Raw genomic sequence first — 14,347 nt, forward strand, 5'->3', positions numbered from 1 at the left:
CTAGCGCAACCGCGTCGGGATGCCCGCGACGACCAACGTCACCGCCTGCGACTCGGCCGCGACCCGCGCGTTGAGCCGACCGAGCAGGTCCCGGAACAGCCGGCCGGACGCCGTCGGCGGGACCACGCCGCTGCCGACCTCGTTGCTGACCGCCACCGCCGGCACGGCACACGAACGCCACGCATCGAGCAGTTCCTCGACATCCGTCTCGACCGCGGCGAGGTCCCCACCCGACCACACGTCGTGACGGTCCAGGCGCGCGGTGAGCCAGGTCCCCAGGCAGTCGATCAGCAACGGCTCGTCCGCCTCGCGGAGCACGGCCGCCACGTCGTCGGTCTCGACCGTCGTCCACGACCGCGGCCGGCGGGCACGGTGCAGCGCGACGCGCTCGGCCCACTCCGCGTCGCCGTCGCGCGTGCCGCCCGTCGCCACGTACGTCACCGCCGGGAACGATTCGAGCAACTCCTCGGCGTGCCGCGACTTGCCGGAACGCACACCGCCGAGTACCAGAGTGCGCTGCGTCGCAGCGGCTTTGCCGGTCGTGCGTCCCACCGTCGTCACCTCACCGTCGTCGCCCGGTCGCGCCCCGCTGGCCGCCAGCCGGATCCGCAACTGCCCGACGGGCGGGTTGTGGTGGCCGAGATGCACGGCCACCACCTCCGTCCGCTCGGTCACCGCCCCGCACGCGCGCAGGGTGCGCACCGTCTCGCCGAACGCCGGCAGCGTGTGGTGCGCGGAGCCCAGATCCAGTCGGTCCCCGAACGTCTCCTCCAGGAACACCGCGTCGTAGTCCGCACCGGCGACCCGGTCGAACCACTCCATCGGCAGCGGCCCGGTGTCGCACGCCCACAACAACCGGTCACCGCCGGGGCCCTGCACGTCGTAGAGCACGGAGTCTCCCTCGCTCAGGACGCGGTGCGCGGCGGGCAGCACCCGCACCCGGTACTCCCCGACTGTCAGCACGTCCCCGGCCGCGACCGGCACGAACCGCACGGGGTCGGTGGGAGCGATCCAGTCCCGGCACTGGTCCAGCGCGTCGATTGGGCCGATCATCTCGATCTCGGAATCCGTTGCCGCCCAGGATCGGAACAGCAGCGCCTGCGGACCGAGGTGGTCGGGGTGGGAGTGGGTGAGCAGGACGTGCCGCACCCCGGCGAGCGTGCGGCCGTGGCGCAGGGCCGCGCGCGGCGCCTCGGGACCGCAGTCGAGCATGAGCACGTCGTCCACGAGTGCGGCCGTCTGCCCGCGTATCTCGCCGCGGGCGGCGGCATCCGAGCAGGACCGGCACAGGCAGAACGGATTCGGCCAGCCGTCGGCCGCACCCGTGCCCAGCAGCAGTACCTCCATCACGGATCCTCCGATTCGACTCGGCCCGAAGAACTTCCGCGCACCGGCACGACGGCCGGACCGGAACCGGGACGGTCCAGCACCTCGACGCGCGCGCCGTACACCTCGGCGATGCGCCGGGCCGTGAGCACCTGCCGGGGCGCACCGTCGGCGACCACGCGACCGTCGGTGAGCAGTACCAGCCGTCCGCCGTACAGCGCCGCCGAGGTCAGGTCGTGCATCGCCGCGAGGACCGTGATCCCGTTCTCCGCGCGCATCGACTCCACCAAGTCCAGCACATGCTGCTGGTGGCCGATGTCGAGGGCGCTGGTGGGTTCGTCCAGCAGCAGCACCTGCGGCTCCTGCGCGAGTGCGCGCCCGAGGACCACCCGTTGCAGCTCGCCGCCGGACAGTTCCGTCGCCGGACGGGCCGCCAGTCCGCGCAGGTCGAGCCGGTCGAGGACCGACTCGACCACGTCACGGTCGTGCGCCGACTCGGTCGCGAACCGCGGCAGGTGCGGGGTGCGGCCGAGCCGGATCAGGTCGGTGACCGTCATTCCCTCGGGCACGACGGGCCGCTGCGGCATGAGCGCCACCGTCCGCGCCATCGCCCGGCGCCCGGCGTGAGCGGGGTCCAGTCCGCCGACGCGGACCCGGCCGCTGGCGGGCACCAGTCCCGCCAGCGCGTGCAGGAGCGTGGTCTTCCCCCCACCGTTGGGCCCGACGAGGGCGATCCACTCCCCCTGCCCGACGGTCAGGTCCACCCCGTGCAGGACGGTCTTGCCGCCGCGGTCGACGCGCAGGCCCCGGCACTCGACGGCGTTCACGACACCCCTCGATGCCGGCGCAGCACCACCAGGAAGAACGGCGCGCCGACAGCCGCGGTCACCACGCCGATGGGCAGTTCGGCCGGGGACATCACGGTCCGGGCCAGCACGTCCGCCAGGACGAGGAAGGCGGCTCCCATCATCAGCGACAGCGGCAGCAGCAGCCGGTGCCCCGGTCCGACGATCAGCCGGATCGCGTGCGGCACCACGATTCCGACGAAGCCGATGAGCCCGCTGGCGCCGACCACGGCGGCGGTGCCGAGGGTCGCCACGCACACCAGGATCAGCCGGACCCGCGCCGGGTTCACCCCGAGGCTCGCGGCCTCCACGTCGCCCACCGCCATCACGTCGAGCATCCGGCGGTGCAGCAGGATGACCGCCGCGGACACCACGACGTACGGCAGGACCACGACCACGTCGGACCAGCCGTCGGTGCTGAGGCGGCCGAGCAGCCACGTGTACACCTGCCGCAGGGTGTCGTCGTAGAGCTGCTGGACGAACGTCTGCGCCGCGTTGGCGAAGGCCGCCACCGCGACGCCGGCCAGGATGATCACCACCTCCGAGCGCATCCCGCCGACACTGCGCCCGAGCGCGTACGTGGCGGCGACGGCGACGAGGCCGCCGGCGAACGCGGCGACCGGCACCCCGACGGACGCGAGCACTCCGCCGAGGGCGATCGCGAGCGTCGCGCCCAGGCCGGCGCCGCTCGACACCCCGAGCAGGTAGGGGTCGGCCAGCGGGTTGCGGAACACCCCCTGGTAGGTGGCGCCGGCGATGGCGAGCATCGCGCCGACCAGCGCACCGAGCGCCACCCGCGGCATGCGGATGTTCCACAGGATGGCCTGCTGCCGGGTCGTCAGCCCGGAGTCGACGTCGACGAAGGGCAGGGCGTCGATCAGTTCCAGGAACACGCCGCGCACGGTCAGTCCGGCGGGGCCGACGAGCACCCCGACGTGCAGCACGATCACCAGGACGAGGGCTGCCGCGCCGAGCACCAGGGCCGGATGGCGCGCGGCGCGGGTCACCGGGTGGGCTGGGCGGCGGGTTCGGCGGCAGCCACGATCGCCCCGAGGTTCCGCACGAGGTCCACGACCCGCGGTCCCCAGCGGCTGGCGACGTCCTCGTCGAGCACGTGGATCTGTCCGGACCGGACGGCCGTCAGCTCGCCCCAGCCGGCGCGGGCGGCCACGGTTTCCGGGGTGACGCCGCAGCACTGCCCGTCGGCGAGGAAGATCAGGTCGGGGTCGGCGTCGAGGACGTACTCGGCGGACAGCTGCGGGTAGGCGTCGGCACCGGCGGCGTCGCCGATGGAACGCAGGCCGAGCATTTCGTAGATGCCCCCGACGAAGGTGTCGCCGGTGACGCTGTAGTAGGTGTCGTCGAGCTCGTGGTAGTAGGTCAGCGGAGCCGGGCGCGGGGGCAACCCGGCGACGACCTCGTCGATGTCGCTGCGCATCGAGGCGACGAGTTCGCCCGCGTCACCGACGTGCCCGGTGGCGGCGCCGAGCTGCTCGATCTGCGTGTACGCCTCGTCGAGAGTGGTGGCGGCCGGCAACAGGAGCGTGGGGACGCCGGCGGCCTCGAGGCCGGAGACGAGGTCGCCCACGTCGTCCATGGCCACCACGAGATCCGGTTCGTAGCCGAGCACGGCCTCGACGTTCGGTGAGTATCCGGACAGGGCGGTGACGGGCACCCCGGCGGGAAAGTCGGACTGGTCGTCGACCGCGACGACCTGGTCGCCGGCGCCGACGGCGTAGAGCATCTCGGTGGCGGTGGGACTGAGGGAGACGATCGAATCCGGGGCCGCATCGAGGGTGATCGCTCCGTCGCCGGAGCTCACGGTGACGGGGAAGCTCCCGTCCCCGGAGGGCGCGGAGGCCGGTTCGGAGCCGCCGCTCGAGGCGCACGATGCGACGAACAGGGCGAACGCGGCGAGTCCGGCGGCGAACAGCCGGCGGGTCGGCACAGTGAGGACAGGCACAGTGGGGGCAGGCACAACCATCCTCCGTGAGGCGGAGGACGAAAACAGCACGGCTGCAACGATCACCGTTGCGGCACGACACCGTCCTTCGTCCGAGGACCAGTACGTGGCCGCCGCGCCGGCCGACCTGACTCGTCCGGCAGCGCGCGGCCGGCCTCACAGTTGCGGGACAGTGCCGGATTACACCGGACTTCACCGATACGCTGCGGCACCCCACCCGGAAGCGGGGTCACCGCAGCGTATCGCAGGGCTCCGGGCCCGGGGACGGCAGCCCGGGGTCCGTCAGTGCGCCGCCTCGCGCTTCTTCCGTTTCGGAATCAGGTGCGCGATCAGCACGATGATCGCGCCCACGACGAGCCCGACGAGCGCGGACACCACGGTCCCCGCGGTCCAGGACAGCACACCGCCGAAGCCGCCCTGCACGAGATCGCCGAACCAGTGTTCGAGATCGTGCAGGCGATCGGCCGGCCAGTGGAATCCGGCCTCGCCGACGTTGACGAGCAGGATGTGGCCACCGACCCACAGCATCGCGGCGATCCCGACCACGGTGAGCACCGTCATCACCTTCGGCATCGCGGCCACGAGTCCCCGGCCGACCCGTCGGCTGAACGACGACCGGCGGCCGGCGAGCGACAGGCCCACGTCGTCCATCTTCACGATCAGCGCGACCGCGCCGTACACCAGCGCGGTGATGAGGATCGCGACGACGACGAGCACCGCCAGCCGGGTGAGGAACGGTTCGTCCTCGACCGACGACAGGGAGATCACCATGATCTCGGCCGAGAGGATGAGGTCGGTGCGGATCGCGCCACCGACCATCGCCTTCTCGAACTCGGGGCCGCTCTGCGCCGCCGTCGTGTCGTCGTCGTGGTGACCGCCGGTGAGCGCTTCGTAGACCTTCTCGGCTCCCTCGAAGCACAGGAACAGGCCACCGGCGATCAACAGGTAGGGCAGCGCCTGCGGTAGGAACTGGCTCAGCAGCATCGCCACCGGCAGGATGATCAGGAGCTTGTTGCGGATCGACCCGATCGCGATCTTGCGGATGATCGGCAGTTCCCGGTCCGGGGTGAACCCGTGCACGTAGCGCGGGGTGACTGCGGTGTCGTCGACGACGACACCTGCCGCCTTGACCCCGGCCTTGCCGGCCGCGGCGCCGATGTCGTCGATGGACGCCGCTGCCGCTTTCGTCAGTGCCGCGACGTCGTCCAGCAGGGCGACGAGACCACCAGCCACGGGAACCTCCCACAGTTCGGCTGTGCAGAGCCGATCGAACGACACGCAGTTGCGGGTCGACTCTGTAACTTACCGAAGCGCGCACGAACTTACCGAAGCGCGCGCGACCGCGGGGTCGGGTCTCCGGCGCTGCCCGACCCGGCCGGTGTCATCGCCCCGGCAGTTCCGGGCGGTGGATCGGGGCCCCGCCACGTCGACGGGGCCTCGATGCGGCTGCGGCCCTCGACCTCGCCGCCGGCTACCGCAGCGCCTGCTCGAAGTCCTCGAGCAGATCCTCCGGATCCTCGAGCCCCACCGACAGCCGCACCACGCCGTCGGACAGGCCGATCGCCGCCCGGCCGTCCGGCCCCATCGCCCGGTGCGTCGTCGTCGCCGGATGGGTGATCAGCGACTTGGCGTCGCCGAGGTTGTTGGAGATGTCGACGATGCGCAGCCCGTCGAGCAGCTCGAACGCGCGCTTCTTGCCGGCGCCTTCCGGGGCGTCCAGTTCGAAGGTGACGACCGTTCCGCCGCCGCTCATCTGGGACCGGGCCAGGTCGTACTGGGGGTGCGACTCGAGGAACGGGTACTTGACCCACCGGATCGCGGCGTGGTCCTGGAGGAACCGGGCGATCCGCTCGGCCGACTCCACCGAGTGCCGGATCCGCACCGCCATCGTCTCGAGGCCCTTGAGCAGGGTGTGGGCGTTGAACGGGCTCAGCGCCGGGCCGGTGTGGCGGATGAGGTGCTGGACCGGGCCGTCGATGTAGTCCTGCGGGCCGAGGATCGCCCCGCCGAGCACGCGACCCTGACCGTCGATGTGCTTGGTGCCCGAATACACGACGATGTCGGCGCCGAGATCGAGGCTGCGCTGCAGCAGGGGCGTGGCGAAGACGTTGTCGAGCACCACCTTGGCGCCGGCGGCGTGGGCCATTTCGGAGACCCGGCGCACGTCGACGAGGGTCTGCATCGGGTTGGACGGAGTCTCGAAGAAGACCGCCGTCGTGGGCACGGACAGGGCCTGCTCCCACTGGTCGAGGTCTTCACCGTCGACGAACACGGTCTCGACGCCCCAGCGCGGCAGGATCTCGTTGCACACCACGAAGCAGGAGCCGAACAGGCTGCGGGCCGCGACCAGCCGGTCGCCCTTGCCGAGCAGCGCCGCGAGGGCGGTGAAGACCGCCGACATGCCCGAGGCGGTGGCGTAGCAGCCCTCGGCGCCTTCGAGCAGCCGCAACCGCTCCTCGAACATCTTCACCGTCGGGTTGCCGTACCGGGAGTAGACGAAGTGGTCCACCTCGCCGGTGAACGCCTGCTCCGCGGCCTCGGCCGATTCGTAGACGAAGCCGGAATTGAGGTAGATCGCCTCGGAGGTCTCCTCGAATCCGGACCGCATGGTGCCGCCGCGCACGCCGAGCGTGGCGGGACGCACCGATGCCGGCAGCGGCCGCTCGAACGCGCCGCCCCTGGGAATTGTGCTCACGACTGCCTCCACGGCAGGCCCGCGGCCCGCCAGCCCTCGGCGCCGCGATGCTTCTCGGCATCGAGGCCGCCTTCGAATCCTTCGAGGATGTTGTACGACGGGGCCAGGCCCGCGGCGGTGGCCGCCTCCGCGGCGGCGATGGAACGCTGTCCCGAGCGACACAGGAACACGATCGGCCCGCCGGTCACGCCGGCGTCCTTCAGCTGGTCGACGAAGTGCTCGTTGCGGGCGCCGTTCGGGTAGCGCACCCACTCGACGAAGAGGGCGCGACGCCCGATGGAGGACGTCTCGGGAACCCCCACGTATTTCCATTCGGCGTCGGTACGCACATCGACGAGCACGGCGTCCGGGTTCTCGCGCAGCAGCTCCCAGGCTTGCTGCGGCGTCATATCACCTGCGTAGCTCACCGCACCAGCTTTTCACAGCTCACGGCGAGCCGACCAGGCGGGCGGGTGGTGCCGGCCGCCGGTCAGAACGTGCAGATCCGCCAGACGTCGTCGATCCGGACGAACTGCCACGTGCTGGTCTGCTCGCCGCCGGCGGACCGGGCACGCACGTCAGCGGTGGCCCGGTCGTCGTCCGTCTCGACGTTCTCGACGGCCTCGAGCTGCACCTCGCCGTCGACGCCGGCCCAGGGGGCCCGGTCGGCCGCGAGCCGGTCGCAGCGCAGCCGGTCCTGCGCGGCGCGGTCGCCGGCGTTGTGGGCGCGGACGTAGTCGTCGACCGTCCGCACGACGAGTTCGGTGCCGGTGGCGCTGCGGTCCGACGGCGACACCAGCTGGGCGACGAACACCCCGACGACGAGCACCACGATGATCGCGAGTGCCGCGAGGAACGGCGTCGCGCTGCTGCGGTCCGTTTCGTCCGGGTCGGGCTCGGGTGCGCGTTCGGCTGCCATGGGGTGATCCTAGGCGGCACCGGCACGGCCCCACGCGGGCGCATTTGCCCCGATAAACCCTCTCGAGGTAGGAATTGGCCATGGCCTCTACGCACCTCGTTCGACGTCTCGCCGTCGACCTGTGTCGAGTGAGCGCCCACATGTGTTGTCGCTGAAGCGAATTCTCGTCACGCCCGGTTCGTCGCGCAGTTCTTGCCGCTCCCGCGTGCCCCCTGGCAGCCACCCCTGCCGACTCCCTTCCTCATTTAAGCTGAATCACGTCCGTCCGCACACCGAAGAGGTAGTTGACCCCTGATGACCGATCAGACTCGTCCCCTTCGCGTCGCGATCGTCGGTGCCGGCCCCGCCGGTATCTACGCCGCCGATGCGCTCATGAAGTCCGACACCGAGGTCAGCATCGACCTGTTCGAGCGGATGCCCGCCCCGTTCGGTCTCATCCGCTACGGCGTGGCGCCGGACCATCCCCGCATCAAGGGCATCATCACCGCCCTGCACAAGGTGCTCGACAAGCCCCAGGTCCGGCTGCTCGGCAACCTCGACTACGGCACCGACATCACCCTCGACGACCTGCGTCGCTTCTACGACGCGGTGATCTTCTCCACCGGCGCCAACGCCGACCGGGCCCTGAACATCCCGGGCATCGACCTCGACGGCAGCTACGGCGCCGCCGACTTCGTCTCCTGGTACGACGGCCACCCCGACGTGCCGCGCAGCTGGCCGCTCGAGGCCGAGAAGGTCGCCGTGCTCGGCGTCGGCAACGTCGCCCTCGACATCGCGCGCGTCCTCGCCAAGACCGGCGACGAGCTGCTGCCGACGGAGATCCCCGCCAACGTCTACGAGGGCCTGAAGAACAACAAGGCCGTCGAGGTGCACGTGTTCGGCCGCCGCGGTCCCGCTCAGGCCAAGTTCACGCCGCTCGAGCTGCGTGAACTCGATCACTCGCCCACCATCGAGGTCATCGTCGATCCCGAGGACATCGACTACGACGAGGGCTCGGAGGCCGCGCGCCGCAATTCCAAGCAGGTCGACATGGTCGCCAACACCCTGCAGGACTGGGCCATCCGCGACGTGGGAGACCGCCCGCACAAGCTGTTCCTGCACTTCTTCGAGTCCCCGGCCGAGATCCTCGGCGAGGACGGCAAGGTCGTGGGCCTGCGCACCGAGCGCACCGAGCTCGACGGCACCGGCAACGTCCGCGGCACCGGCCGCTTCCGCGACTGGGACGTCCAGGCCGTGTACCGGGCGGTGGGCTATCTGTCGCAGAACATCGCCAAGCTGCCGTTCGACGAGCAGGCCGGCACCGTGCCCAACGAGGCCGGACGCGTCGTCGCCGACGAGTCCGCCGAGGGTCCCGCGCGTTTCCTGCCCGCCACGTACGTCACCGGCTGGATCAAGCGCGGCCCCGTCGGACTGATCGGCCACACCAAGGGCGACGCGAACGAAACCGTCGCGAACCTGCTCGCCGACCGGGCCCACGGCCTGCTGAACACCCCCGAGGATCCGTCCGAGGACGCGATCGTCGCCTTCCTCGAGGACAAGCAGCTGCCCTACACCACCTGGCAGGGCTGGTACCGGCTCGACGCGCACGAGCGCAGCCTCGGCGAGGCCGAGGGCCGCGAGCGCGTCAAGGTCGTCGAGCGTGAGGACATGTTCCGCGCGTCCGAGCCGCACAAGGCCTGACACCCCGACCCCTGGTGGCCGAATGTCACATCGCGTCGATTCGATCGACCGGATGTGACATTCGGCCACAGTCGTACCGGGGCACGTCCGGTCAGGTGAACAGCACCGCGCCGAGCCACACGCCGGCGGCGACGAGGCCACCGAGCAGTTCGACGAGGATCGACAGCGCCACCGCCTTGGTCGCGTGCACGGTCGACACCCAGGCGTCACGGTGGGTGCGGTGCCGCTGCACCTCGGACAGGTAGGTGCCGAGCAGGAACCCGAGCAGCAGCCCGATCACGGGAACGACGAAGAACCCGACGATGCCGAGCAGGCCGCCGGCGACGATCGACCGCGTCGGCACCCCGGCCCGTCGCATCCGGCCGCCCGGCCAGGTGTACTTCACGATGCCGGTCACCAGCAAGGCCGTCGTCGCGACGGCGAACACCGTCCACGCGACGGTGCCGCCGGTGAGCCACGCCCACACCGCGATCGCCCCGAAGATCAACAGGGTGCCCGGCAGGATCGGCACGACGATGCCGACGAGGCCGACGAGGACGGCCAGACCGACGAGCACCTCCGCCCCGGCGGTCACGGTGCGACCGCCCGCACGCGAGCGGCCGCCTCGACCGCGCGGGCCCGCGCGGTCTCGACGTCGGGACCGGTGGACACCGCCACCCCCATGCGACGCCGGACGAACGACTCGGGCTTGCCGAACAGCCACAGGTCGGTGTCGGGCACCGACAGCGCGTCGGCGACGCCCTCGAAGACGACGCCGGCGGCCTCGAGGCCGCCGTAGATCACCGCGGACGCCCCGGGCGCGAGGAGTGCGGTGTCGACGGGCAGGCCCAGGATCGCGCGGGCGTGCAGCTCGAACTCGGAGTACCGCTGCGAGCGCAGCGTCACCAGGCCGGTGTCGTGCGGGCGGGGGCTCACCTCGGAGAAGTACACGTCGTCGCCCGCGACGAACAGTTCCACCCCGAAGACGCCGCGGCCGCCGAGCGCGCCGGTCACCGTCGCCGCGATCTCCCGGGACCGGGCCAGGGCCCGCTCGCTCATCGGCTGGGGCTGCCAGGACTCGACGTAGTCGCCGGCGCGCTGCAGGTGCCCGATCGGTTCGCAGAAGTACGTCTCGACCTGCCCCGACGGTCCGACGGCGCGGACGGTGAGCTGGGTGATCTCGTACTCGAAGTCGACGAATCCCTCGACGATGACCCGGCCGAGGTCGACGCGCCCGCCGGCGAGCGCGTAGTCCCAGGCGGCGGGGATCTCGTCGGGTGCGCGGACCGTGGACTGGCCCTTGCCGGACGAGGACATCACGGGCTTGATCACGCACGGGAACCCGACCTCGGCCGCGGCGGCGCGGACCTCGTCGAGGGATTCGGCGAAGCGGTACGGGGAGGTGGGCAACCCGAGTTCCTCCGCGGCGAGGCGCCGGATGCCCTCCCGGTTCATGGTCAGCCGGGTGGCCCGCGCGGTCGGGATGACCTCGGCGAGACCGCGTTCCTCGACGACGGCGAGCGCGTCGGTGGCGATCGCCTCGATCTCGGGCACGACCAGGTGGGGTTGCTCGGCCTCGACGAGTGCGAGCAGGGCCTGCGGGTCGCTCATGTCGACGGTGTGCGCGCGGTGCGCCACCTGGTGCCCGGGCGCGTTCGGGTACCGGTCCACCGCGATGACCTCGACACCGAGCCGCTGCAGCGCGATGACCACCTCCTTGCCCAGCTCACCCGCACCGAGGAGCATGACGCGCAGGGCGCCGGGAGTCAGCGGGGTACCGATTCGTGGTGAGACCATGGGGGGACTATATGTGCCCCTCAGGTCGCACCCGGAGGTCGCGATGGACGTCGCCGAACCGAATCTCGAGTCGGACACCGGACGGTTCTTCACCACGGCCGGGATCGATCCCGCCGACGAGATGGACTGGCAGCGGCGCGACGCCCGCATCGTCCACCACGGCACCGGCGCGGTGGTGTTCGAACAGCGCGACGTCGAGTTCCCCGCCGCCTGGTCGCAGAACGCGACCGACATCGTCGCGCAGAAGTACTTCCGCGGCGCTCCGGGCACCGCCGCCCGGGAACGGTCGCTGCGCGACGTCGTCGCGCGCATCGTGGACACGATCACCGCGTGGGGCGCGGCCGACGGCCACCTCGACGACCCGGAGGCGTTCGCCGCCGAGCTGACCTACCTGGTCCTGACGCAGCGGGCGTCGTTCAACAGCCCCGTGTGGTTCAACATCGGGGTGCCCGACACTCCGCAGCAGGCCAGCGCGTGCTTCATCCTGTCGGTCGAGGACAGCATCGATTCGATCCTCGAGTGGTACCGGCAGGAGGCGGTGATCTTCAAGGGCGGGTCGGGCGCGGGGGCGAATCTGTCGCGCATCCGGTCGTCGGCCGAGCCGCTGGCCGGTGGGGGCACCGCGTCGGGCCCGGTGAGTTTCATGCGCGGCGCCGACGCCTCGGCGGGCACCATCAAGTCCGGCGGCAAGACGCGCCGGGCCGCGAAGATGGTGATCCTCGACGTCGGCCATCCCGACGTCGAGGAGTTCGTCGACTGCAAGGCGATCGAGGAACGCAAGGCGCGGGTGCTCGCGAAGGCCGGGTTCGACATGGGGCTCGACGGTCGCGACATCCATTCGGTGCAGTACCAGAACGCCAACAACTCGGTGCGGGTGAGCGACGAGTTCATGCAGGCCGTCGCGGACGGCGCCGAGTGGCCGCTGCGCGCGGTCACCACCGGTGCGACGGTGCGCACGGTGCCCGCCCGCGACCTGTTCCACCGGATCGCCGCCGCCGCCTGGGAGTGTGCCGATCCGGGGTTGCAGTTCGACACCACCGTCAACCGCTGGCACACCGCGGCCGCGACGGGCCGGATCAACGGATCGAATCCGTGTTCGGAGTACATGCACCTGGACGACTCGGCGTGCAACCTGGCGAGCCTGAACCTGCTGGCGTTCCTGCGCGACGACGGCACGTTCGACGTCGCCGGGTTCCGGCACGCCGTCGCGGTGGTGCTGACCGGCCAGGAGATCCTCGTGAGCCGCGCCGACTACCCCACCGACCGCATCGCGGAGACGTCGCGGCGGTTCCGGCAGCTCGGCCTCGGCTACGCCAATCTCGGTGCGCTGCTGATGGCGCTGGGGCTGCCCTACGACAGTGACGCCGGCCGGGCCTACGCCGCGGCCCTGACGGCCCTGATGACCGGGCACGCGTACGCGGTCTCGGCGCGGATGGCTCGTCGGCTCGGGCCGTTCGAGGGATTCGCCGAGAACCGGGAGCACACCCTCGCGGTGCTGGCTCGTCATCGCGGCGCCGTCGACGACATCGACGAACAACTCGCGCCCGCCGGCATTCTCGCCGCGGCGCGGGAGGACTGGGACGCGGCGTGCGCGCTCGCCCAGGCACACGGGGTCCGCAACAGCCAGGTGACGGTCCTCGCGCCGACCGGCACGATCGGCCTCGCCATGGACTGCGACACCACCGGTATCGAACCCGATCTGGCGCTGGTGAAGACGAAGAAGCTGGTCGGCGGCGGGACGCTGTCCATCGTCAATCGCACGGTGCCGCGGGCCCTGTCCCGGCTCGGCTATCCCCCGGATCGGGTGGCCGAGCTGCTCACGCACATCGACACGCACCGCACGGTCGTCGGCGCGCCGCAGTTGCGGGCCGAGCATCTGCCGGTGTTCGCAACCTCCATGGGCGACAACGTGATCGAACCGCGCGGACACGTACTGATGATGGCCGCGGTGCAACCCTTCCTCTCGGGCGCGATCTCGAAGACCGTGAACCTGCCGGAGGCGGCGACCGTGGCCGACATCGAGGAGTTGTTCCTCGACGCGTGGCGGCTCGGACTCAAGGCGATCGCGGTGTATCGCGACAACTGCAAACTGGGACAACCACTGTCGGCCACGGCCGCGCCGCGCGCGACGACGGTGCCCCGGCCGCGGCGGGAACGGCTGCCCCGGTTGCGCCGGTCGCGCACCTTCGAGTTCCGCGTCGCGGACTGCAAGGGCTTCGTCACCGTGGGCCAGTACGACGACGGCCGTCCGGGCGAGATGTTCCTGCGGGTGGCAAAGCAGGGCTCGACCCTGGCCGGGATCATGGACGCGTTCTCGATGGCGGTGAGTTACGGCCTGCAGTACGGGGTTCCGTTGCGCACGTTCGTCAACGCGTTCACGAGCACCCGATTCGAGCCGGCGGGCATCACCGACGATCCGGACCTGCGGATCGCGACGTCGATCCTGGACTACATCTTCCGGCGCCTGGCGGTGGAGTACCTCGACGCGGACGAGCGGGCCGAACTCGGCATCCGCACCGGCGCCGAACGCAGCGAGCCCGCCGCCGAGGTCGTCGTGGACACGCGCCAGGGACGCGCCCGCGGCAGCGACGCGCCGTACTGCATGCAGTGCGGGGTGCAGATGCAGCGTTCCGGCTCCTGCCACGCGTGTCCGTCGTGCGGAAACACCAGCGGGTGCAGCTGACGAGGCGGCGACCCCGCCCGGGTGTGCCTAGCCGGCGACCTCCATCAGCGACAGGACGTTGCCGTGCGGGTCGCGGAACCATGCGACCCGCATGCCCTCGGGCGAGGTCCACGCGTCGTGGTCGTCCTGGTCCATTCCGTTGTAGCGGACGAACTCGACACCCTTGGCCCGCAGGGCGTCGACGGTCGCGTCCAGGTTCGGCACCCGCCACCCCAGCGCGGTGTAGCCGGTGTCGGAGCGGGACTGCACCAACGTCACCCGGACCGGTGCGCCACCGCCACCGTCGAGAATCAGCGTGAAATGGTCCCGGGACAGCTTCTCGAAACCGAGCGTGTCGACGTAGAACATCTCCGAGATGTCGAGGTCGGTACTGGGCAGGAAGCTCACGAGCTGACCGCTGATCGTCATGGGCTCCACTGTGCGCCTCGCCTCGCGGCCAGGCAAGGACGCGACAATCCGAGCGTGGCGGGCCCGGAGTACT

13 protein-coding genes are annotated in these 14,347 nt (G+C 71.1%); 2 read left to right on the top strand and 11 right to left on the bottom strand.

Annotated features, from left to right (window positions below; translation table 11 throughout):
* From QNA09_RS17860 to QNA09_RS17895, 8 genes are all read right to left on the bottom strand, one after another.
* Complete coding sequence (locus tag QNA09_RS17860) at positions 1-1,347, bottom strand: bifunctional adenosylcobinamide kinase/adenosylcobinamide-phosphate guanylyltransferase (protein WP_119699975.1); 1,347 nt, start codon at positions 1,345-1,347, stop codon at positions 1-3.
* Entirely contained in the window at positions 1,347-2,153 is an 807-nt protein-coding gene (locus tag QNA09_RS17865; protein ID WP_017680700.1) for an ABC transporter ATP-binding protein, read from the bottom strand. Before QNA09_RS17865 ends, QNA09_RS17860 begins: the two co-directional genes overlap by 1 nt.
* Positions 2,150-3,178, bottom strand: a complete 1,029-nt coding sequence (locus tag QNA09_RS17870; protein WP_017680701.1) for an iron ABC transporter permease — start codon at positions 3,176-3,178, stop codon at positions 2,150-2,152. Before QNA09_RS17870 ends, QNA09_RS17865 begins: the two co-directional genes overlap by 4 nt.
* Positions 3,175-4,119 (bottom strand): ABC transporter substrate-binding protein, encoded by a 945-nt coding sequence (locus QNA09_RS17875; protein ID WP_119699976.1) that lies wholly within the window; start codon positions 4,117-4,119, stop codon positions 3,175-3,177. Before QNA09_RS17875 ends, QNA09_RS17870 begins: the two co-directional genes overlap by 4 nt.
* Positions 4,120-4,416: 297 nt before the next feature.
* Positions 4,417-5,367 carry a DUF808 domain-containing protein gene (locus QNA09_RS17880; protein ID WP_026137749.1) on the bottom strand — a complete coding sequence of 317 codons (951 nt, stop codon included), beginning with the start codon at positions 5,365-5,367 and terminating at the stop codon, positions 4,417-4,419.
* Positions 5,368-5,605: 238 nt separating this feature from the next.
* The gene (locus QNA09_RS17885) at positions 5,606-6,829 is read right to left on the bottom strand and encodes an O-succinylhomoserine sulfhydrylase (protein WP_010593167.1); all 1,224 of its coding nucleotides are present in this window, start codon (positions 6,827-6,829) and stop codon (positions 5,606-5,608) included.
* The gene (locus tag QNA09_RS17890; RefSeq protein ID WP_119699977.1) at positions 6,826-7,236 is read right to left on the bottom strand and encodes a rhodanese-like domain-containing protein; all 411 of its coding nucleotides are present in this window, start codon (positions 7,234-7,236) and stop codon (positions 6,826-6,828) included. The genes QNA09_RS17885 and QNA09_RS17890 overlap by 4 nt, the downstream gene beginning before the upstream one ends.
* Positions 7,237-7,298: 62 nt before the next feature.
* Positions 7,299-7,727 carry a hypothetical protein gene (locus QNA09_RS17895; RefSeq protein ID WP_102031415.1) on the bottom strand — a complete coding sequence of 143 codons (429 nt, stop codon included), beginning with the start codon at positions 7,725-7,727 and terminating at the stop codon, positions 7,299-7,301.
* Between the two features lie 294 nt (positions 7,728-8,021).
* On the opposite strand from QNA09_RS17895, the gene QNA09_RS17900 reads away from it, so the two are divergent.
* Complete coding sequence (locus tag QNA09_RS17900; protein WP_010593170.1) at positions 8,022-9,407, top strand: FAD-dependent oxidoreductase; 1,386 nt, start codon at positions 8,022-8,024, stop codon at positions 9,405-9,407.
* Between the two features lie 91 nt (positions 9,408-9,498).
* Here QNA09_RS17900 and QNA09_RS17905 read toward each other — a convergent pair whose 3' ends face one another.
* Positions 9,499-9,981, bottom strand: coding sequence for a DUF456 domain-containing protein (locus tag QNA09_RS17905; protein WP_010593171.1), 483 nt, complete (start codon positions 9,979-9,981; stop codon positions 9,499-9,501).
* Positions 9,978-11,183 carry a formate-dependent phosphoribosylglycinamide formyltransferase gene (purT, locus tag QNA09_RS17910; RefSeq protein WP_119699978.1) on the bottom strand — a complete coding sequence of 402 codons (1,206 nt, stop codon included), beginning with the start codon at positions 11,181-11,183 and terminating at the stop codon, positions 9,978-9,980. The genes QNA09_RS17905 and purT overlap by 4 nt, the downstream gene beginning before the upstream one ends.
* Before the next feature lie 43 nt (positions 11,184-11,226).
* Between purT and QNA09_RS17915 the strand changes: the two genes are divergently transcribed.
* Entirely contained in the window at positions 11,227-13,866 is a 2,640-nt protein-coding gene (locus tag QNA09_RS17915; RefSeq protein ID WP_048772142.1) for a vitamin B12-dependent ribonucleotide reductase, read from the top strand.
* Positions 13,867-13,893: 27 nt separating this feature from the next.
* On the opposite strand, the gene QNA09_RS17920 is transcribed toward QNA09_RS17915, so the two are convergent.
* Complete coding sequence (locus QNA09_RS17920) at positions 13,894-14,274, bottom strand: VOC family protein (protein WP_010593174.1); 381 nt, start codon at positions 14,272-14,274, stop codon at positions 13,894-13,896.
* Between the last annotated feature and the right edge of the window lie 73 nt (positions 14,275-14,347).

This window comes from Rhodococcus sp. AH-ZY2, from assembly GCF_030916465.1.
GTDB lineage: Bacteria > Actinomycetota > Actinomycetes > Mycobacteriales > Mycobacteriaceae > Rhodococcus > Rhodococcus ruber.